This window comes from Porphyrobacter sp. THAI-01a (assembly GCF_056868655.1).
Map to the genome: position 1 here is coordinate 2,231,436 of NZ_CP180579.1, position 19,552 is coordinate 2,250,987.

Annotated in this window: 23 protein-coding genes and 1 tRNA gene; 13 read left to right on the plus strand and 11 right to left on the minus strand. The window is 69.1% G+C overall.

The window, feature by feature from the left end; all coding sequences use genetic code 11:
- Nucleotides 1–89: 89 nt before the first annotated feature.
- Nucleotides 90–1,703, minus strand: coding sequence for a phosphoenolpyruvate carboxykinase (locus tag ACMX37_RS10890; protein WP_483145942.1), 1,614 nt, complete (start codon nucleotides 1,701–1,703; stop codon nucleotides 90–92).
- Between the two features lie 338 nt (nucleotides 1,704–2,041).
- Here ACMX37_RS10890 and ACMX37_RS10895 point away from each other — a divergent pair, with 338 nt between their 5' ends.
- The 7 genes from ACMX37_RS10895 (at nucleotide 2,042) to ACMX37_RS10925 (ending at nucleotide 7,492) form a co-directional block, all read left to right on the plus strand.
- Nucleotides 2,042–2,821 carry a response regulator transcription factor gene (locus tag ACMX37_RS10895; RefSeq protein WP_483145943.1) on the plus strand — a complete coding sequence of 260 codons (780 nt, stop codon included), beginning with the start codon at nucleotides 2,042–2,044 and terminating at the stop codon, nucleotides 2,819–2,821.
- Nucleotides 2,814–4,376 (plus strand): sensor histidine kinase, encoded by a 1,563-nt coding sequence (locus tag ACMX37_RS10900; RefSeq protein ID WP_483145944.1) that lies wholly within the window; start codon nucleotides 2,814–2,816, stop codon nucleotides 4,374–4,376. The genes ACMX37_RS10895 and ACMX37_RS10900 overlap by 8 nt, the downstream gene beginning before the upstream one ends.
- On the plus strand, nucleotides 4,373–4,852 hold the full coding sequence (locus ACMX37_RS10905) for an HPr kinase/phosphorylase (RefSeq protein ID WP_483145945.1): 480 nt from the start codon (nucleotides 4,373–4,375) through the stop codon (nucleotides 4,850–4,852). Before ACMX37_RS10900 ends, ACMX37_RS10905 begins: the two co-directional genes overlap by 4 nt.
- 5 nt (nucleotides 4,853–4,857) lie before the next feature.
- Nucleotides 4,858–5,781 (plus strand): RNase adapter RapZ, encoded by a 924-nt coding sequence (gene rapZ, locus ACMX37_RS10910; protein WP_483145946.1) that lies wholly within the window; start codon nucleotides 4,858–4,860, stop codon nucleotides 5,779–5,781.
- A 107-nt stretch (nucleotides 5,782–5,888) separates the two neighbouring features.
- Complete coding sequence (locus ACMX37_RS10915; protein WP_483145947.1) at nucleotides 5,889–6,317, plus strand: PTS sugar transporter subunit IIA; 429 nt, start codon at nucleotides 5,889–5,891, stop codon at nucleotides 6,315–6,317.
- An 11-nt stretch (nucleotides 6,318–6,328) separates the two neighbouring features.
- Nucleotides 6,329–6,607 (plus strand): HPr family phosphocarrier protein, encoded by a 279-nt coding sequence (locus ACMX37_RS10920; protein WP_088913720.1) that lies wholly within the window; start codon nucleotides 6,329–6,331, stop codon nucleotides 6,605–6,607.
- 87 nt (nucleotides 6,608–6,694) lie between these two features.
- The gene (locus ACMX37_RS10925) at nucleotides 6,695–7,492 is read left to right on the plus strand and encodes a TrmH family RNA methyltransferase (RefSeq protein WP_483145948.1); all 798 of its coding nucleotides are present in this window, start codon (nucleotides 6,695–6,697) and stop codon (nucleotides 7,490–7,492) included.
- On the opposite strand, the gene ACMX37_RS10930 is transcribed toward ACMX37_RS10925, so the two are convergent.
- From ACMX37_RS10930 to recR, 6 genes are all read right to left on the minus strand, one after another.
- Nucleotides 7,489–7,668, minus strand: a complete 180-nt coding sequence (locus ACMX37_RS10930; RefSeq protein WP_483145949.1) for a hypothetical protein — start codon at nucleotides 7,666–7,668, stop codon at nucleotides 7,489–7,491. The two genes, ACMX37_RS10925 and ACMX37_RS10930, sit on opposite strands and share 4 nt — an antisense overlap.
- Nucleotides 7,669–7,679: 11 nt before the next feature.
- Complete coding sequence (locus tag ACMX37_RS10935; RefSeq protein WP_483145950.1) at nucleotides 7,680–7,937, minus strand: DUF3291 domain-containing protein; 258 nt, start codon at nucleotides 7,935–7,937, stop codon at nucleotides 7,680–7,682.
- 5 nt (nucleotides 7,938–7,942) lie between these two features.
- Nucleotides 7,943–9,418 (minus strand): DNA recombination protein RmuC, encoded by a 1,476-nt coding sequence (locus ACMX37_RS10940; protein WP_483145951.1) that lies wholly within the window; start codon nucleotides 9,416–9,418, stop codon nucleotides 7,943–7,945.
- A 49-nt stretch (nucleotides 9,419–9,467) separates the two neighbouring features.
- Nucleotides 9,468–9,860 (minus strand): DUF1622 domain-containing protein, encoded by a 393-nt coding sequence (locus ACMX37_RS10945; protein WP_483145952.1) that lies wholly within the window; start codon nucleotides 9,858–9,860, stop codon nucleotides 9,468–9,470.
- Between the two features lie 203 nt (nucleotides 9,861–10,063).
- Nucleotides 10,064–10,639 (minus strand): peptide deformylase, encoded by a 576-nt coding sequence (locus tag ACMX37_RS10950; protein ID WP_483145953.1) that lies wholly within the window; start codon nucleotides 10,637–10,639, stop codon nucleotides 10,064–10,066.
- A 66-nt stretch (nucleotides 10,640–10,705) separates the two neighbouring features.
- A complete protein-coding gene (recR, locus tag ACMX37_RS10955; RefSeq protein WP_483145954.1) occupies nucleotides 10,706–11,302 on the minus strand; it encodes a recombination mediator RecR in 597 nt (198 codons plus the stop codon).
- Nucleotides 11,303–11,417: 115 nt separating this feature from the next.
- Between recR and fmt the strand changes: the two genes are divergently transcribed.
- The 3 genes from fmt to ACMX37_RS10970 all read left to right on the plus strand — a co-directional run bounded on the left by fmt (nucleotide 11,418) and on the right by ACMX37_RS10970 (nucleotide 14,569).
- Nucleotides 11,418–12,323, plus strand: coding sequence for a methionyl-tRNA formyltransferase (gene fmt / locus ACMX37_RS10960; protein WP_483145955.1), 906 nt, complete (start codon nucleotides 11,418–11,420; stop codon nucleotides 12,321–12,323).
- A gap of 81 nt (nucleotides 12,324–12,404) precedes the next feature.
- Nucleotides 12,405–13,151 carry a tRNA pseudouridine(38-40) synthase TruA gene (gene truA / locus ACMX37_RS10965; RefSeq protein ID WP_483145956.1) on the plus strand — a complete coding sequence of 249 codons (747 nt, stop codon included), beginning with the start codon at nucleotides 12,405–12,407 and terminating at the stop codon, nucleotides 13,149–13,151.
- A 305-nt stretch (nucleotides 13,152–13,456) separates the two neighbouring features.
- Nucleotides 13,457–14,569: a zinc-binding dehydrogenase gene (locus tag ACMX37_RS10970; protein WP_483145957.1), complete on the plus strand. Its 1,113-nt coding sequence runs from the start codon at nucleotides 13,457–13,459 to the stop codon at nucleotides 14,567–14,569.
- On the opposite strand, the gene ACMX37_RS10975 is transcribed toward ACMX37_RS10970, so the two are convergent.
- From ACMX37_RS10975 to ACMX37_RS10985, 3 genes are all read right to left on the minus strand, one after another.
- Nucleotides 14,553–15,323 carry a hypothetical protein gene (locus tag ACMX37_RS10975; RefSeq protein WP_483145958.1) on the minus strand — a complete coding sequence of 257 codons (771 nt, stop codon included), beginning with the start codon at nucleotides 15,321–15,323 and terminating at the stop codon, nucleotides 14,553–14,555. The genes ACMX37_RS10970 and ACMX37_RS10975 overlap by 17 nt on opposite strands.
- Before the next feature lie 204 nt (nucleotides 15,324–15,527).
- Nucleotides 15,528–16,526, minus strand: coding sequence for an asparaginase (locus ACMX37_RS10980; protein WP_483145959.1), 999 nt, complete (start codon nucleotides 16,524–16,526; stop codon nucleotides 15,528–15,530).
- 32 nt (nucleotides 16,527–16,558) lie between these two features.
- On the minus strand, nucleotides 16,559–17,143 hold the full coding sequence (locus ACMX37_RS10985; protein ID WP_483145960.1) for a GNAT family N-acetyltransferase: 585 nt from the start codon (nucleotides 17,141–17,143) through the stop codon (nucleotides 16,559–16,561).
- Nucleotides 17,144–17,211: 68 nt separating this feature from the next.
- Between ACMX37_RS10985 and ACMX37_RS10990 the strand changes: the two genes are divergently transcribed.
- From ACMX37_RS10990 to asd, 3 genes are all read left to right on the plus strand, one after another.
- Nucleotides 17,212–17,287 (plus strand) — tRNA-Val (locus ACMX37_RS10990).
- 33 nt (nucleotides 17,288–17,320) lie between these two features.
- Nucleotides 17,321–18,073, plus strand: coding sequence for an SDR family oxidoreductase (locus ACMX37_RS10995; RefSeq protein WP_483145961.1), 753 nt, complete (start codon nucleotides 17,321–17,323; stop codon nucleotides 18,071–18,073).
- A gap of 44 nt (nucleotides 18,074–18,117) precedes the next feature.
- Nucleotides 18,118–18,963: an archaetidylserine decarboxylase gene (gene asd / locus ACMX37_RS11000; RefSeq protein ID WP_483145962.1), complete on the plus strand. Its 846-nt coding sequence runs from the start codon at nucleotides 18,118–18,120 to the stop codon at nucleotides 18,961–18,963.
- A gap of 1 nt (nucleotide 18,964) precedes the next feature.
- Here the strand turns inward: asd and ACMX37_RS11005 are convergent, their stop codons facing one another.
- Nucleotides 18,965–19,522 carry a TlpA family protein disulfide reductase gene (locus tag ACMX37_RS11005; protein WP_483145963.1) on the minus strand — a complete coding sequence of 186 codons (558 nt, stop codon included), beginning with the start codon at nucleotides 19,520–19,522 and terminating at the stop codon, nucleotides 18,965–18,967.
- Nucleotides 19,523–19,552 lie beyond the last annotated feature (30 nt).

Here is a 19,552-nt window from a genome sequence, read left to right on the forward strand (position 1 = left end):
AGTGTGACGCAGGAACATGGCGATACAAGGAAAAAGCCCCGCTCCGGCTCGGGCCGGGCGGGGCTTTCCTCTCCAACTCTTGAAAAGCCTCAGGCTGCGATGAGCCCCGGCGCGGCCTGACGCACGCCGTCATCGACATGGGCTTCGAACTGGGCGAAGTTGTCGATGAAGAGCTGCACCAGCTTGCGCGCAGTGGCATCGTATTCGGCGCCGTCGGCCCAGGTCTTGCGCGGATCGAGAATGGTCTGGTCGAGACCCGCCTCGGCCAGCGCGGGGACGAAGACCGGCACCTCGAAGCCGAAATTCTCGTCCTTGCGGAACTCGACATCGTCCATCTTGCCGTCGAGCACCGCGTTGAGCAGCGCGCGGGTCGCCTTGATCGGCATGCGCGAGCCGGTGCCGTACTTGCCGCCGGTCCAGCCGGTGTTGACCAGCCAGCACTGCACATTGCCCTTGGCGATGCGCTCCTTGAGGAGGTTGCCGTAGACGCTCGGGTGGCGCGGCATGAAGGCGGCGCCGAAGCAGGTCGAGAAGGTCGCTTCCGGCTCGGTCACGCCGATCTCGGTGCCGGCGACCTTGGCGGTGTAGCCGCTGAGGAAGTAGTACATCGCCTGATCGGCAGTCAGCCGCGCGATCGGGGGCAGCACGCCGAAGGCATCGGCGGTCAGCATGATCACGTTCGACGGCGCGGGGCCGAGGTTCTTCTCCGAGGTGTTCGGGATGAACTCGATGGGGTAGGCGCCGCGGGTGTTCTCGGTCTTGCTGCCGTCGGTGAAGTCGAGCTCGCGGGTTTCCTCGTCCATCGTCACGTTCTCGAGGATCGTGCCGAACATCTTCGTGGTGGCGTAGATCTCGGGCTCGCCCTCGGCCGAGAGGTTGATCATCTTGGCGTAGCAGCCGCCTTCGAAGTTGAAGACCGCGGTGTCCGACCAGCCATGCTCGTCGTCGCCGATCAGGGTGCGGCTGGCGTCGGCCGACAGGGTGGTCTTGCCGGTGCCCGAGAGGCCGAAGAAGATCGCGCTCTTGCCGTCGGCGCCGATATTGGCCGAGCAGTGCATCGGCATCACGCCCTGCGCGGGCAGGAGGTAGTTGAGCAGGCCGAACACGCCCTTCTTCATCTCGCCCGAATATTCGGTGTTGCCGATCAGGATCAGCTTCTCGGTGAAGCTCACCGCGATCACCGTGTCGCTGCGGCAGCCGTGGCGTTCCGGGTTCGCCTTGAAGCTCGGCAGGTTGATGATCGTGTATTCCGGGACGAAACCGCTGAGTTCCTCGGCGGTCGGACGCACCAGCAGGGTGCGGATGAAGAGGTTGTGCCAGGCCAGCTGGTTGATGACGCGCACGTTGACGCGGTATTCGGGCTGCGAGCCGCCGAACAGGTCGGCGACGTAGAGTTCCTGCTGCCCTTCGAGTTCCTTGAGGAAATCTTCCTTGAGGTTGGCGAAGTGCGCCTCGCTCATGGGCTGGTTGATCGTGCCCCAGTTGATCGTGTTCTCGGTCTCGGCATCGCGGACGATGTACTTGTCCTTGACGCTGCGGCCGGTGAAGCGGCCCGTGTCGACCAGCAGCGCGCCGTGCTTGGTGAGCTTGCCCTCGCCCTTCTTCAGTGCGTGCTCGACCAGCGCCGAGGTCCCGAGATTGGCATGGATGGTGGCGCCGGTGTGAAGGTTCTGGGCGGCCAGCGGGGTTGCGAGCGAGGTCAACTTACGTCTCCTGGGCGAGGCGGCTTGGGCAGGTCGGACAAGGATCATCCGGCTGGTGCCGCCGAATCTCCCCCGCCCTTCGTCACATCCCCGTAGCAGGTGCGCATACGTATGCAACCGCAGGCGGAGGCGTAGTCGACAGGCCGTCCGATCCCTTGTCCGGCCCCATAATTGCCAAGCCGCGCGGCGTCAAACCGCAGCCCGCATGGCAAATCCGGCAGTCCTCCGCACCGTCGTCTTTTCCGCCCGCTTCACCGAATGCCGCGCCGATTGCGAAGGCTGCGCGATGGCGCTACCCAAAGTCCCCAGCGATGGCGGCGGCCAGGAGGATCGAGCCCATGTCCGACAGCACCACCGAGCCCGCGCCGACCCTGCCCGAGAGCGGGGCAGGCGAGGCGCGCAAGCTCCAGATCGCTCTGGTCGACGATGACCGCAACATCCTCACCACCGTCTCGATCGCATTGCAGGCCGAGGGCTTTGCCACCCGGCTCTATTCGGACGGCGAGACGGCCCTGAAGGCGCTGCTCGACAATCCGCCCGACCTCGCCGTGTTCGACATCAAGATGCCCAAGATGGACGGGATGGAGCTGCTGCGGCGGCTGCGCGAGAATTCGGCGATCCCCGTCATCTTCCTCACCAGCAAGGACGACGAGAGCGACGAGGAGGCGGGGCTGGAACTGGGCGCGGACGATTACATCGCCAAGCCCTTCTCCCTGCGCCTGCTGATCGCCCGTATCCGCGCGATCCTGCGCCGGGCCGAGCCGCTGGCGACCGGCACCGGCACCGGCCCCGCCGCGACGCCCGAACCGGTCCCCGCCAGCCTCACCCGCGGGCGGCTGTTCATGGACCCGGCGCGCCACCAGGTGACATGGCAGGGCCAGGCCGTGAGCCTCACCGTCACCGAATTCCTGATCCTCGAGGCGCTCGCCATCCGCCCCGGCGTGATCAAGAGCCGCAATCAGCTGATGGACGCGGCCTATCCCGACGACGTCTTCGTCGACGACCGCACCGTCGACAGCCACATCAAGCGGATGCGCCGCAAGTTCAAGCTGGTCGATCCCGGCTTCGATGCGATCGACACGCTCTACGGCGCCGGATACAGTTTCACCGATGGCTGAACTCAGGCGGCGCGCGAACGGGGCCGAGCAGCTGACCGCGACCGGACGCTTCGCGCTCACGGGCCGGATCCTCGCGGTCAACATCCTGCCGCTGCTGATCCTCGGCGGCGGGCTGTTCTATCTCGACAGCTACCGCACGCAGCTGATCAACGAGCGGTTCAAGCTCGCCCGGATCGAGGCGCAGATCACCGCCGAGGCGCTCGCGGGCGCGACCCGCCAGCGGCAGGAGGCGCTGCTGGTGCAGATCGGCAAGGAGCAGCGGATGCGGCTTCGCACCTTCGATGCCCAGGGACGGCTCACCGCCGACAGCTTCGCCCTTGCCGAACCGGCCTTCCGCTTCAACGACATCGCCGACGACGACTGGGAGCAGAACTTCGCCCGCTGGCTCGACCGCACGGTGGACACCATCGTCGCCGCCGAACCGGTGCAGGACTATGTCGAGCCCGAGGCGCAGGAGGCCGATGCCTGGCCCGAGCTTGCCCGCGCGCGCGAACTCGGCCTGTCGCAGGTCCGGCTCTACGACTGGCGCGACGGCACGCCGGTGATCACCGCGGCGGTGCCGGTGGGCCTCCAGGGCGCGACCCTCCTGACGGTGCGCAACGCGGTCGACATCACCGAAAGCGTGCGCGCGGCGCGGACCACGCTGTTCGTCGCGATGCTGCTGGTGATGGCGGCCTCGGCGCTGCTCTCGCTGTTCCTCGCCCGCACCATCGTCACGCCCCTTCGCCTGCTGGCACGCGCCGCGGTGCGGGTGCGGCAGGGGCGCGACCGCGAGGTCGAGGTGCCGCGCCTGCCCCAGAGGAGCGACGAGATCGGGCTGCTCGCCCGCGCGGTCTCGGACATGACCGGCGCGCTGCGCCAGCGCATCGACGCGGTCGACAGCTTCGCGGCCGACGTCGCGCACGAGATCAAGAACCCGCTCGCCAGCTTGCGCAACGCGATCGACACCCTGCCGCGCGTGGACGATCCCGAACTGCGCCAGCAGCTTGTCGGCATCGCCGCCCACGACGTGCGCCGGATCGACCGGCTCGTGACCGAGATCGCCGCCGCCAGCCGGGTCGATGCCGAGATCAGCCGCGCGACGCTGGAGCGGGTCGACCTCGCCGCGCTGTTCGAAAACCTCATCCGCAGCCGCGAGGACCGCGGGATGAACGGCGGTCGCCGGCTCGAACTCGACGCCGCGCAAGACGGACAGGCGCGGGTGATGGGGGTGCCGAGCCAGCTCGAACGGGTGGCCGAGAACCTGCTCGACAACGCCGTGTCCTTCTCGCCGGAAGCGGGCACCGTGCGCGTCACGATCCGTCTCGCCGGCCGTCATGTCGTCACCGAGGTGTGCGACGAGGGCCCCGGCATCGCCGCCGACGCGCGCGAGGCGGTGTTCCGCCGCTTCCATTCCGACCGGCCCGAGGGCGAGAGCTTCGGCAACCATTCGGGACTCGGCCTCGCCATCGGCCGCGCCATCGCCGAGGCGCATGAGGGGACGCTGATCGCAGACGCCCGCCCTGACGGCGCGGGCGGCGCGTGCCTGCGCCTGACCCTGCCGTCCGCACCGTGACCGCGCAGCTATCCGTCGTGATGCAGGCAGGCGCGGTGGCGATCGGCGGCCGGGCGCTGCTGATCGAGGGAGCGCCGGGCGCGGGCAAGTCGAGCCTCGCGCTCGCGCTGATCGATCGCGGCGCGGGGCTGATCGGGGATGACGGCGTGACGCTGACCGCCACAGCGGACGGCCGACTGATTGCCGCGCCCCCGCCGAACATCGCGGGACTGATCGAGGTGCGCGGCGTGGGGCTTGTCCGCCTGCCTCTCGCGCCCCCAGCGCCCGTCGCGCTGGTCCTGACGCTCGGCGGACCCGCGCCCGAGCGCCTGCCGCCCGCCCCCTTGCCCCCCCGCGTGATCGCCGGGGTGGCGATCCCCGTGCTCGCCTTCGATCCCGGCCCCGTCGCCCCGGCGCTGCGCGCGGAGTGGGCGCTGCGGGTGCATGGCCTTGCCTTCGAACCATCTTCCCTTTGCGGCACCAACCCGTCAGACTAGGGCCGATGAACACGCCCGAGCCCAGCCCCGCCCCGCCCGAGAAGCGCCAGCTGCTGCTCGTCACCGGCCTGGCGGGCGCGGGCAAGTCGACCGCGCTAGACGTGCTCGAGGATCTGGGCTGGGAGACCATCGACAATTTCCCCGTGCGGATGCTCAAGCGCCTCGTCACCATGCCCGACGAGACCCGCGCGCCGCTGGCGATCGGGTTCGATTCGCGCACCCGCGGCTTCGTGCCGAATGACATCATCGCGCTGGTGAAGGATCTCGGCGCGCGGCCCGATCTGGCGCTTACCTCGCTGTTCCTCGACTGCGGCGGGAGCGAGCTCGAACGCCGCTTCAACGAAACGCGTCGCCGCCATCCGATGGCCGCCGGCCGTCCGGTGCTGGACGGCATCGCCGCCGAGCGCGAGCTGCTGGAACCGCTGCGCCGATGGGCGGAGGTGCTGATCGACACCACCGCGCTCACCAGCAATGACCTTCAGGCCCGCGTGCGCGAGCTTTTCGCCCCCGCCGAGGCCGAAACCGCGCTGACCCTCACCATCTCGAGCTTCGGCTTCGCGCGCGGAATGCCGCCCCTCGCCGATCTGGTGTTCGACATGCGCTTCCTCGACAACCCGCACTGGGTGCCGGGCCTCAAGGAACAGACCGGGCAGGACGCGGCCGTGGGCGAGCACATCGAACGCGACCCCGCCTTCGCCGACGTGTTCGTGCGAATCCGCGACCTGCTGCTGGTGCTGCTTCCGCGCTATGCCGCGCAGGGCAAGCCCTATGTCCATGTCGCCTTCGGCTGTACCGGCGGGAGACATCGCTCGGTCTACACCGCCGAACGCATGGCAGAGGCCTTGCGCGCCGCGGGATTTTCGCCCACTGTCCGGCACCGCAACCTGGGTTCGCGCGCGGCCGACGCCATCGAGGGCGATCGCCGCTGACACCCGGTGCCGGATTTCGGCCGCGCAATGCAAGGCGCATTGTCGGCCATGGTATAAACGCGTAAGGCAGCCCTCCCGGCGGGCAGTTAACGGACCCCTTGTCACACATGATCGGCTTGATCCTGGTAACCCATGGCCGCCTCGCGGACCAATTCGTCGAGGCGATGGAGCACGTGGTCGGCCCGCAGGAGGGCATCGTCACGGTCTGCATCGGCCCGAATGACGACATGGAGCAGCGCCGCGCCGAGATCGCCGGGGCGATCGCCGCGGTCGACACCGGGAAGGGCGTGATCATCCTCACCGACCTGTTCGGCGGCACACCCTCGAACCTCGCGATCTCGCTGCTCGATGCCGGGCATGTCGAGGTGATCGCGGGGATCAACCTGCCGATGCTCATCCGGCTGGCGGGCGCCCGCAAGGCGATGGACGTGACCGCAGCGGTCCACGCCGCGCAGACCGCGGGGCGCAACTACATCACCATCGCCAGCGAGCTGCTGGGGGCGGACACGGCCCCGCCCGCAAGGGCCAAGGCTTGAGGGTCGCCGCCGTGGGGGAGGCAAGGCAGAGCGTCACCATCGTCAACCGCCGCGGCCTGCACGCCCGGGCGAGCGCGAAGTTCGTCGGCGCCGTCGCGGCCCTGCCGGAAGGGCTCAAGGTCACCGTCAGCAAGACCCCCCACAGCGCCGCCGGGGGATCGATCCTCGGGCTGATGATGCTCGGCGCGGCCAAGGGCGACACGGTCGAGGTCGCGGTCGAGGGTGACGGCGCGGATGCGGTGCTCGCCGATCTGGTGGCGCTGATCGCGGACGGCTTCGGCGAGGATTGATACCACGAGGCCATTCGCCTCGAGCGCAGTCGAGAGGCCGGTGCGAGGTGTCTCGACTACGCTCGACACGAACGGCATAGGCTCACCATGCGCAAGCACATCACCGGCTTTTCCAATCCGACGGTCAAGTACCTGCGGTCCCTGCGCGACAAGAAGCACCGCAAGCGCGCCGGCCAGTTCCTCGTCGAGGGCCTGCGCCTGCTAGAGGACGCGCGCGCCTCGGGCCGCGTGCCGCGCACGCTGGTGATGGCCGAGGGGCGCGAGCACCCCCTGCTCGGGCGGCTCGAGGCCGACGTCGTGGCGGCAGGCGGCGAGGTGATCGCGACCACGCCCGACATCCTCTCGAAGATCACCGGCAAGGAGAACGCGCAGGCTGTCGCGGGGGTGTTCGACGAATGGGACACATCGCTCGGGCGGCTCGACCGGAGCGCCGCGCCGATCTGGCTGGCGGCGCAGGCGCTGCGCGATCCGGGCAATCTCGGCACGATGCTGCGCACCTGCGATGCGGTCGGTGCGGGCGGGCTGATCCTGATCGACGACTGCGCCGACCCCTTCAGCGCCGAGGCGGTGCGGGCGAGCATGGGCGCGGTATTCACCGTCGGTCTCGCCCAGGCGCGGTGGGAGGATTACCTCGGCTGGCTTCGTGCGGGTGAGGGCCAGCTTGTGGCCGCATCGCTGCGGGATGCCGTGCCCTATCGCGGGGCGCCCTATTCCGCGCCGTGCTTCATCCTCGTCGGCAACGAATCACAGGGCCTGCCCGAGGACTACGAGATGGCCTGCGACCTGCGCGTGACCATGCCGATGAAGGGCCGCGCGGATTCATTGAATGCGGCCGTCGCAGGGGCGGTGCTGGCCTACGAGGTGCTGGCGGCGCTCGGCGACTAGTCGCCCGCGATCAGCGCGGTGATCCGCCAGCCCTGCTGGGTGTTGGTCGCGAGGAGGCGATAGTCGATCAGGCTCCGCAGCCTTGCGGTCTCGACGACGGCGGTCCCGCCCCCGCCGGGCAGGACAATCCGGGTGAAGGGCTTGCCCGGGCCCTCGTAACCTTCGGCGAGGTCCACGATCGCCCAGTTCAGCTGCCCCGAGGCGGGCGCTCCGGCGTCGGGACCGACATGTTGAGCAGGAGCAGCGGATCGGAGGCGACGTCGAAATCGGTCGCGTTGCCGCTTTCGGATTGCAGCCGCCAGACGAAGCCGGGCGAGGCATCGGCGATGGCGTTGATCCGTTCGAGCGCATCGAAGAAGGGCTGCACCCGTGGGTCGCCCTGGGGCGCGAGAAGCTTGCCGATATTGATCTGCGCCAGCTGCCAGCCCGAAACCCCGTCCCCCATGCACCCTACTCCGCCGCGTCGCGATTGTCGTCTTCTCCTTCCTTATCAGGCGCTTCGAGCGCTGCAACATCCTCGGCATTATAGCGCGGGGCGCTCGCCACCAAGGGCACCTCGTCGATCTCGCGCTTGCCGATCTCGACACCCTTTTCCGCGAGCCGCCGACCGGAGGACAGCACGTTGCGTTCGAAGCTTCCGACGAATTTGTTGTAATTGTTGACCGCGCTTTCCAGCCCGCCACCGACGCGCTTGAGATGCTCGGCGGCGGTGGCGAGGCGGTCGTAGAGCTCGGCGCCCATCCGGCCGATTTCCTGCGCCTCCTTCGCAAGGCCATCCTGCCGCCACACCTGCGCCACCGTGCGGGCGATGGCGACGAGATTGGTGGGCGTCGCCAGCAGCACGCGCTTGTCGAAGGCGAAGTTCCACAGGTCGGGATCCGCCTCCAGCGCGGCGGCGACGAAATGCTCGCCGGGAACGAACATCACCACGTAATCGGGCGCGTCCTCGAACTGCGACTGGTAGCTCTTGGCCCCGAGCGTCTGGACGTGATTGCGCATCGAGCGGACATGGTCGGCCAGCGCCCGGGCGCGCGCATCGTCGTCGGTCGCCTCGAAAGCCGCCTGATAGGCGTTGAGCGAGACCTTGGAATCGATCACCAGGACCTTGCCGCCGGGGATGCGCACGATCGCGTCCGGGCGCAGGCGGCCGTCCTCGGTGGCGACCGAATGCTCCATGATGAAATCGGTGTGCTGCGCGAGCCCGCATTGCTCGAGAAGGTTCTGCAGCGCCTTTTCGCCCCAGCGGCCCCGCGCCTTGGGCGCGTTGGTGAGCGAATTGCCGAGCCGCTGCGCCTCGCGCCGCACCTCGTCCTGCCCCTTGCGCATTTCCTCGATCAGCCGGTTCAGCCCGGCGAAGGCATCGCTGCGCTTCGTCTCGAGTTCGGCGACCTGCTTTTCGTAGCTGGCAAGCTTCTCCCCCACCGGCGAGAGCAGCGCCTTGATCTTCTGTTCGCCCGCTTCCTCGGACTGGCGGAAGCGCGCCTCGGCCCGTTCCAGAAAGGCCTTCTGGGCCTGTTCGAGGACACGGCTGCCGGCGTTCTCGAATTCCTTGCGCAGCGCCTCCTGGGCATCGAGCAGGCCCTGCTTCTGTTCGGCAAAGGCCTTCTCGCGCTCCACCGAGGCGCTTTCGAGCGCGGCAAGGCGCTGCGCCAGATCGGCGCGCTCGGTCTGCACTGCGTCGAGCCGCAGGAGCAGCCCGTCAGCCTGTGCAGCGCGCTCTTTCAGTCCGGCGACCTCGATCCGCGCTTCGCCCAGTTCGGCGACCGCGCGCTTGAACTCGGCCTCGTCCTCGGCCGCCGCGCGCTCCGCATCGGCCAGCCGGGCGCGCAGATCGGCGAGCGGGCGGGAGGCGAGGAACCAGCCGCCGGCTCCGCCAAGGACGAGACCGGCAACAAGCGTGAGGAGGGGGAGAATCGAGGTATCCATACCCCGTTCCTACACGGAACGAAAAGAGAACACCAGCCCCCGTGCGCGTCTATCCCCCGTCGTTTCCCGGAGCTTGCCCGGATTCTGCGGCCTTGGCCTTCTTCTGCCACGGCCAGCGCCCGTCGATCTCGACCTCGAGGCTGAAGCTGAGGAAGGTGCGGATGAGCACGATGAGGCCGAGAACGACGACGCTCTCGAGGGTCGGGTCGATGGCGACGGTACGGATGATGTCGGCGGCGACGAGCAGTTCGAGCCCCGTCAGGATCGCGCGGCCGAGGGCGCGGCGGAAGGAGGCGATGCGGTCCTCTCCGGACGTGGAGCCGGGCCTTGCCAGACCCGCGGCGGCGATCAGCGCGCCGAGGACGATGACCGCCATCCCGGCAAGTTCGAACACCTGCGCCACACCGCGGGCGACGGCGAGCATGGTCGCATCGTCGATCATGCGCGGGGTTACCCTGGCCGAGGCGGCGGGGTTCCAACGGCAAGGAAGCGGGGCCCCCAATCAGGCCCGGGGAGGCGAGAGAATGCCGCCGGGCGAAAGCATCGGCCCGCAGGGCCGCGAGCGCACGCGCGCGAGCCGCAGCGGGCGCAGCTCTGCTGCGCGTCTAGCGAGGACGAAGGCGCGGAGGCGGGTTCGCAAACAAGCTACGCCGCGCGCCTGATCTTCTCGAGCTTCTTCAGCACCATCGCGCGCTTGAGGCGGCTGAGGTGGTCGATGAAGAGGATGCCTTCCAAGTGGTCCATCTCGTGCTGCAGGCAGGTTGCCATCAGGCCTTCGAGATGTTCCTCGTGGGTGTTCCCTTCGAGGTCCTGATAACGCACGGTGCAGGTCGCCGGACGATCGACGTCGGCGTAGATCTCGGGGACCGAGAGGCAGCCTTCCTGATAGGTCGAAAGCTCCGCCGCGGGATCGAGGATCACCGGGTTCACGAAGACCCGCGGTTCCTTCCTGGTGGCCGGGTGCGTGTGCTTGTGCCCGCCGTGGCTGGTGCACTCGACCGGCTCCGCGTCCGGATCGTCGGGCTGGAGATCGATCACCAGCACCCGCTTGGGGACGCCGACCTGGATCGCGGCGAGGCCGATCCCGGGGGCATCGTACATCGTCTCGAACATGTCTTCGACGAGCTGGTTCAGCTCGGGGCCGAATTCATGCGGTTCGACCGGGGTCGAGACGACTTTGAGCCGGGGGTCCGGCACTTCGAGGATTTCGCGGATAGCCATAATGCGCGCAAGATAGGGGCCGCGCCGCCTTCCGGCAAGCGCGATGCTCCGATCAGGGTGATCGGATCAGCCGACAGGCCTTCGCGCCCGCAGGGCCTGTGCGAGGGTGCCCTCGTCCAGATAGTCGAGCTCGCCGCCGACCGGCAGGCCGTGGGCGAGCTGGGTGACGCGCAGGGGGAAGGCTTCCAGCCGTTCGGCGAGGTAATGCGCGGTGGTCTGGCCTTCGAGCGTGGCGTTCATGGCGAGCACCACCTCGTCCACGCCGCCGCCTTCGACCCGTGCGAGAAGGCTGGCGATGTTGAGGTCTTCCGGGCCGATCCCGTCCAGCGCGGAGAGCCGGCCTCCGAGCACATGGTAACGCCCGGGGAACAGGCGCGCGCGATCGAGCGCCCAGACATCGGAGACCTCCTCGACCACGCAAAGACTGCGCGCATCGCGGCGCGGGTCGGCGCAGATGCCGCAGGGGTCGCGGGTGTCGACATTGCCGCAGATGTGGCATTCGACGAGCGTCTCGGCGACCCCGGCGAGCGCCTCGAGCAGGGCGGGCAGCGCGCTCTCGCGGTGCTTGACCAGCCACAGCACCGCCCGCCGCGCCGAGCGGGGGCCCAGACCGGGCAGGCGGGCGAGCGCGGAACTGAGGGCTTCGATTTCCTGTGAGGCCATGAAACTCCCCTATCCGCTCGCCCTGAGCTTGTCGAAGGGCTGCACTTCTCTTTATGGCCAGCGCTAGAGGAAAGTGCAGGGCTTCGACAAGCTCAGCCCGAACGGGATTTGTATTGTGCAAGTGATCTTCATGGGAACGCCCGATTTCGCGGTTCCGGCCCTGCGCGCTCTGGCGGAGGCGGGGCACGAGATCGCCTGCGTCTACACCCAGCCGCCGCGCCCGGCCGGGCGGGGCAAGAAGCTGATGCCCTCCCCGGTCCAGATTGAGGCCGAGCGGCTGGGACTGGAAGTGCGCTCGCCCGTGTCCTTGCGGGGGGCCGAAGCGCAGGCGGAATTTGCGGCATTGCAGGCGGATGTCGCGGTGGTCGCAGCTTACGGCCTGATCCTGCCGCAACCGGTGCTCGACGCGCCCCGCCACGGCTGCCTCAACATCCACGCCTCGCTCCTGCCGCGCTGGCGCGGGGCCGCGCCGATCCACCGGGCGGTAATGGCGGGGGACGGCGAAACCGGCGTCACGATCATGCAGATGGAGGCGGGGCTCGACACCGGGCCGATGCTCCACAAGGTGACGGTGCCGGTCGGGCGCAAGACCACGGGCGAGCTGTTCGAGGAGCTGGGCGCTCTAGGCGCTGCGGCGATGATCGAGGTGCTGGCCGATCTCCCCGCCTTCCCGCCGCAGGCTCAGGACGATGCGGCGGCGATCTACGCCCCCAAGATCGACAAGGCCGAGGCCAAGATCGACTGGTCGCAGGGCGCCGAGGCGATCGAGCGCCTCGTGCGCGGCCTCGCTCCCTTCCCTGGCGCGTGGTTCGAACTTGAAGGCGAGCGCGTGAAGCTGCTGCTCGCCGAATTGGTGGACGCGAGCGGCGTTCCCGGCACGGTGCTCGACGCGGATTTCACCATCGCCTGCGGCACGGGCGCGATCCGGCCCCTGAAGCTCCAGCGCGCCGGAAAGCCCGTGCTGGAGCGGGCCGAGTTCCTGCGCGGGCGGGCCGTGGCAGCGGGGACGGTGCTTGCCTAGGCCGTTCGCCTCGAGCGCAGTCGAAAGGCCCTGCGCAGGTGGCTCGACTTCGCTCGCCACGAACGGCAAGGGCAGGAGGCCATGACCCGCTTCGCCCTCACCCTCGAATTCGACGGCACGCCCTTCTTCGGGCTGCAACGCCAGAGCCACGGGCCGAGCGTGCAGCAATCAGTGGAGGACGCGCTGCACCGGATCACCGGCGAGACGGTCGTCATGCATTCCGCCGGACGCACCGATGCCGGCGTGCACGCGCTGGCGATGCGCAGCCATGTGGACATAGAAAAGCCCTTCGATCCCTTCCGTCTGATGGAGGCCCTCAACGCGCACCTGAGGCCCGACCCGGTTGCGGTCACCGCCTGCGCGGTGGTGCCGGAGGACTGGCACGCGCGCTTTTCCTGCACCGGGCGGCGCTATCTCTACCGCATCGCCAACCGCCGCGCGCCGCTGACGCTGCTGCGCGACAAGGCGTGGCACGTGCCCCAGCCCTTGGACGCCGAGGCCATGCACCGCGCCGCGCAGGCGCTGGTCGGGCGGCATGATTTCACGACCTTCCGCAGCGTGCATTGCCAGGCCCCCGATCCGGTGAAGTCGCTGGACGAGCTGCGGGTCGAGAAAGTTGGCGAGGAAGTGCACATCCACGCCGCCGCGCGCTCCTTCCTGCATCATCAGGTGCGCAGCATGGTTGGGTGCCTCAAGCTCGTCGGCGCGGGAACATGGCCCGAGAACCGCATCGCCAAGGCGCTGGCGGCGCGCGACCGCAATGCGCTGGGGCTGAACGCACCGCCGCACGGGCTCTATTTCGTCGAAGCCACCTATCCCGAGGGTTAAGGTTACGCGGCATTGCCGCGGGTTGTTTCTCGCAGAGGCGCAGAGAAGAAAGGAGAGACGCGGAGGAGTTGTGCCTGCCGAAGGCATCCTGACCTTATGCGACGTCGCGCCAGGAAGAGCCGTCCGAAGATGAATGCGGCTTCGCCGCAAGCGCACCATCTCTGCGCCTCTCTTTCCTCTGCGGTCTCTGCGTGAAACCCCTTCTTCCTGCCTTCCCGCGGGGAGCGATTTCCTACGGCGCCCTGCCCGTTGCCAATCGCAACCAGAAACCCTAGGCCGGCCGGCAACCAAGGGAGACGATCGCCATGACCACCGGAAAGCAGCTCTTCACCACCCTCACCGCCGACGGCAAGCTGACGCTGGAAGTGGCGGAAAGCCAGTTCCCTGCCCCCACCGGCAATCAGGTGCTGGTGAAGATGGAAGCCGCGCCGATCAACCCGAGCGATCTCGCGATCCTCACCAGCGCCGCCGATTTCGAGAACGCCGAATACACCCCCGGCAAGGTCGTCGCGACCATGCCCGAGCCGTTCCTCACCGGCAGCAAGGCCCGCCACGGCCAGCGCCTCCCCGCGGGCAACGAGGGCGCTGGCACCGTCATCGCCACGGGCGACAGCGACATGGCGAAGGCTCTCATGGGTCAGCGCGTCGCTTGCGTGCCCGGCAACGCCTTCTCGCAATACGCCATCGCCGACGCCATGATGTGCCTGCCGCTGGGCGAGCATTCCTCGGAAGCCGGCGCCTCCAGCTTCGTCAACCCGATGACCGCGCTGGGCTTCGTCGAGACCGCGAGGATGGAAGGCCATTCGGCCATCGTCCACCTCGCCGCCGCCTCGAACCTCGGCCAGATGCTCAATCGCATCTGCATCGAGGACGGGATGAAGCTGGTGAATATCGTGCGCAAGGACGAGCATGTCGAACTGCTGAAGTCGCAGGGCGCGCAATATGTCGTGAACTCCTCGGCCCCCACCTACATGGCCGACCTGCGTGCCGCGATCGCCGAGACCGGCGCCTTCCTCGGCTTCGACCCGATCGGCGGCGGGCAGGCCTCCGACGGCGTGCTGAAGGCGATGGAGCAGGTCGCGGTCAGCCAGATGAGCGAGTTCTCGCGCTACGGCTCGAACCAGCAGAAGAAGATGTACATCTACGGCCGGCTCGATCTCCAGAACCCGACCATCCTCACCGCGTCTTACGGCCTCCAGTGGTGCGTGGCGGGCTGGCTGCTGACCCCCTTCCTCCAGCGCGCGGGCATGGAAACCGTGGTGCGGATGCGCAAGCGGGTGATCGACAATCTGACCACCACCTTCGCCTCGCATTACAAGGCCAAGGTGACACTGGAAGGGATGCTCGAGAAGGACGCGATCTGCGACTACCGCCAGATGAAGACCGGCGAAAAGTACCTCGTCACGCCCTGGGGATAGGCCTTTCAAGGGGCGCGGTTCCAGCTGCCGGCTGGCCTTCGGTGATCGCAGCTACCGCGGCACCGGCCAGCGCGCTGCGCCCCACGACCTCCGTCGCAATGCCGGTTGCGACAAGCGCGCCCAGACCCCATGCCCAGGCGGGATGGAGCCGCCCGCCACGGCGCTTGTCGCGGATCATTCCGGCCAGCGGAAACAGCAGGATGACGAGCGACGAGGCAAGGCTCATCACCGCGAACAGCACCGGCACCGGCATCCAGCGGTTTACCGGTGTGACAAGCAGCGCCGCCATGCCGCAGATCATCAGGCGGCGGTGCCAGTCGGTGCGTCGCCGCATGGCCACCGCCGCGCCGGTCAGAACGACGAAGCCGACCAGCGCCATCATGTTCATCACCAGAAAATAGGCCGGTGTCCACATCGGCGGGGTGGTGCCCAGCTGCATCACCCGCACAATGGTGGCCGTTCCCGAGATCAGGATCGCCGGCACATAGGCGAGCGCAATCCAGCCGAGACGGCGATGGAGGGACTGCGAACCGCGGGTAGCCAGAATGACCTGCAGGGTGAAAAATCCGACCCACCCCATGAACACGAAAGCATGGAGATGGACGGGCCAGGGCGCAGCGAAACTCGTGACACCCTGAAGCCAGAGATTGAGAAAGCCGCCGATCACGACCACGGCCATGACCGCCGCCGTGCCGAGAAAGAAGCCCTCGTCACCCGTCGCGACGCGCTCCGTAACCACCGATTCCCCGCTCATAGTCCAGCCCCCCGGTCAGCGATCGGCAATCCTATCGTATGGGCGATCGGCCGCAAGCTGTCCGGTCGGAGCGATGGGCGCACGAGCCATGCTTGCCGGTTCGCCTCAGGCTCATTCGCAGTCGGCAAGCCTGATCATCGTGGCGACGGGTCTTGCGGCTCAACTCTGCGCCCGGCGGGTCCGCGTCCATCACCGCCGCTCGCCCTACGCGTCGAACGCCGCCTGGACGCTCGCCGCGTCGGTGATCCCGTTCGCCACCAGCACCATCAGCAGCACCCGCGCCTTGGCCGGGCCGAGCGCGCGGGCGGCGACAAGCCCGAGCGCGTTGTCCTCGACCTCGACATTGCGATCGACCAGCCCCTCGTCGACGCGGCTCGCGCGCACCACCGGCACGCCGCTTGCCGCCGCGCGGGCGAGCGCCTCCAGCACGACGCGCGGCGCATTGCCCTGCCCCATGCCGGCGAGCACGATGCCGCGCGCGCCGATGCCGAGGAGCGCCTCGACCGGCTTTTCGTCCATCCCCGCCCCCGCTGTCAGGATCGCGACGCGCGGCAGCTCTGCCGGAAAGGCATGGCGCGCCGCTTCGCCCGCGCGGTGCGGGGGGCCGAACCAGTCGAGACTCGCCGGAGTGACCCGGGCCAGCGGGCCTCTCGGGAAGCTGCGGAAGGCGTCGATGCTGCTTGTGGCGGCCTTGCGGGCATCGCGCGCGGCGAGCACCGCGTCGCCCATCACCAGCATCACGCCGCGCCCCGCCGCCGCCGGATCGCCCGCGACCTTCACGGCGTTGGCGAAGTTGCGCATCCCGTCCGCTCCCACGGCATCGGCGGGACGCATCGCGCCGACGAGGATGACGGGCTTGGTCGTCGGCAGGGTGAGATCGAGCAGCAGGCCGGTCTCCTCCGCCGTGTCCGTCCCGTGGGTGACGATCACCGCATCGATGGCGGGATCGGTCATCGCGCCCGCGCAGGCCGCGTGGAGCGCCTGCCACTCGGCGAAACCGATGTCCTGCGAGCCGATCCGGGCGATCTCCTGCGGCACCAGTTCCGCCGCCAGCCCGAGCGCCGCGAGATGCCCCACCAGCACCTCGAGCGACAGCCCGCCGGGGCGATAGGCGGCGCCCATGCCGCCCGCGCCCGCGCCCGCGCCCGCGCCCGCGATCGTGCCGCCGGTGCCGAGGACGAGGATGCGTGGTTGCCTGGTCATGCCGGTGCCCTAGCCGCCCCGAACGGCCTCGCCTAGGCCTGCTCGCCGAACTGTTCGAACACGGCCGCAAGCCCCGGCACGTCAGGCTCGGCGCGCAGGGCCGCGAGCGCCTCGGCGATGTCGATCTCGAGCACCGAGACCCCGCCTTCGTGGCCCACTCCTTCCGCCCCGAGCGAGCGCGCCAGCGCCAGCGCCGGACGGTTCTCGGGCAGGATGTGGACAGTGAACCGCTCCAGCCCCTCGCGCGCGCAATCCAGCAGCAGCACCGCCGTCAGCAGCCGCGCAAGGCCCCGGCCGTGATATTCGTCGATCACCGCGACGGAATATTCGGCCGCTTCCGGATCGTCGGCATCGCGGAACGCGTGGACGACGCCCAATGCGGGCGTATCGGCAAGGTCGGAGCGCAGCGCGCCCCAGGCGATGTGGTCGTGCCCGTCCGCGCTTGCCAGCGCGCGCAGCACCTGCGGCGGCGCCTCGCGCATCCCCGAGAAGAACCTGAGATAGCGCGACTGCGGCGAGAGGCGCGCGATCCCCTCCTTCAGCCGCGCCTCGTCCTCAGGCCGGACGCGGCGGATGCTGACCGGGGTGCCGTCGTTGAGCTGGGTCTGGATGGTCATGGCCTGCAGGTTCTACCAGCTTGACCGCCGCGCGGACACGGGTAAACCGCCCGGACGCGCGCGCCTTGGGGCGGTTAGCTCAGTTGGTAGAGCATCTCGTTTACACCGAGAGGGTCGGCGGTTCGAGCCCGTCACCGCCCACCATGCGCACGGCATTCAGCGGGGAGGACGCGGGCGATGGACCTTGGGCTCGAAGGCAGGACGGCGCTCGTTCTGGGTGCCAGCAAGGGGCTGGGCCGTGCGATCGCTGCGGCGCTGGCAGCGGAAGGGGCCGAGGTCGTCACCGTCGCCCGCTCGGGGAGCTCAGACACGGGCGTGCTCCACATTGCCGCCGATCTCGACGATCCGGATGCGCCTGACGCCATCATCGCGGCCGTGCGGGACGCGGGCCGCTCGCCCGACATCCTCGTGCTCAACGCCGGCGGTCCGCCGATGGCCGGTGCCGCCAGCGCCACCCCTGCGGACTTCGCCGCGGTCTTCCCGCGGATGTTCAACGCCCAGATCGCGCTCGCCCAGGCCTTCCTTCCCGCCATGCGCGAGCGCGGCTTCGGCCGGATTCTCGCGGTCGCCTCGACCAGCCTTATCACCCCGATCCCCGGCCTCGTGCTCTCCAACGCGGTGCGCGCGATGCTGGCATCCTGGTGCAAGACCCTCGCCGCCGAGGTCGCCGCCGACGGGGTGACGGTCAACCTGCTGCTGCCGGGCCAGATCGCCACCGACCGCCTCACCAGCCTCCATGCCGCGATGGCCGCCGGACAGGGCCTCGCCCCGGAGCAGGTCACCGCCCGTTCGGTCGCGGCGATCCCCGCCGGGCGGCTCGGGCGGCCGGAGGAATTCGGCGACATCGCCGCCTTCCTCGCCTCCCCGCGCGCGGGATTCATCACGGGAAGCGCGATCAAGGTCGACGGCGGGCAGACCGCGACGCTCTAACCCCTGCGCTTGCGCAAGGGCGCCAAGGCCCCTAGCGCGGGGCAATGTCGTCCCTGTTCATCGCGCTCCAGCACGTTCTCCCCCAGCACGCCCTTTCGCGCCTCGCCGGCAGCCTTGCCGCAAGCGAGACGCCGTGGCTGCGCGATGCGCTGATCCGCCGCTTCGCCCGTGCCTATGGGGTCGATCTGTCGGAGGCCGCGCGGGGCATCGGCGAGTTCGCGAGCTTCAACGACTTTTTCACCCGCGAGCTGAAGCCCGGCGTGCGGCCCCTGGCGGATGCCGGCCAGTTCATCCTCTCGCCCGCCGACGGCGCGGTGAGCCAGCTCGGCCCCGTCAGCGGCGGACGGATTATCCAGGCCAAGGGACGCGACTACAGCGTGGCGGAAATCCTCGGATGCGGCCCGGCGGAGGCCGCGCGGTTCGAGGGCGGGAGCTTCATCACGATCTATCTCAGCCCCAGGGACTACCACCGCGTCCACATGCCCGCCGCCGGCACGCTTGCGGCGACGAGCTACATCCCGGGCGATCTCTACTCGGTCAATGTCGCGACCGCCGCCGGGGTCGACCGCCTGTTCGCCCGCAACGAGCGCCTCGCCTGCCGTTTCGACGGACCGGACGGGCACTTCGCCAGCATCATGGTGGGCGCGATGATCGTCGCCGGGATCGACACGGTCTGGCCGAACAGGTTCCGCACCCATGCGCGCGCGCCGGTGCACGAGGATTTCGCCGGACAAGGCCGCAGTTTCGCGGCGGGGGACGAGATGGGGCGCTTCCATCTCGGCTCGACCGTCGTGCTGCTGTTCGAGCCGGGCCGGGTGGCGTGGCGCGAGGACCTGCAAGCGGGCGATCCCCTGCGCATGGGCGAGGCGATCGCGCAGCGGCTGGGCTAGGTCACTTCTCCGCGAGGCTGCCGCGGATGAGCGCCGCCGCTTCGGGCGTGCCCCATTCGTAGCCGCCGGTCACCCGCAGGACCTCCTTGCCGCTCGCATCGAACAGGATCGTCAGCGGCAGCACCCCCTCGGGCGTGAACTGCGCCGAAAGCGCCGTCTCGGGATCGAGCCAGGGTTCGAGGCGGGTGTAGCCGCCCTTGGCAAAGAACGGCTCCACCACCTCGGCTCCGCGAATGTCCTGGCTGACGGTGAGCACCCGCACCTCGCCCTCGAGTTCGGCGGCGAGGGCATCGAGCTGCGGCATTTCCTTGACGCAGGGCGCGCACCATGTCGCCCACAGATTGACCAGCACCGGCCCGTCCTGCGCGCCCAGATCGAGCGTCTTGCCTGCCGGATCGGCGAGCGTGATCGCCGGGAGCGGCGTGCCCGCGAATCTGCGCTCCACCGTGCCGGCCGCGCCCGCCACCGTCTCAACCGGTTGCGCCGGGGCCTCTGCGGGCCTATCGCAGCCCGCCAGCAGCAGGAGCGATACGGCGAGAATGACAGGCGAGCGGGACATGACGGGCTCCGGAAGCAGTGCGACCAACGC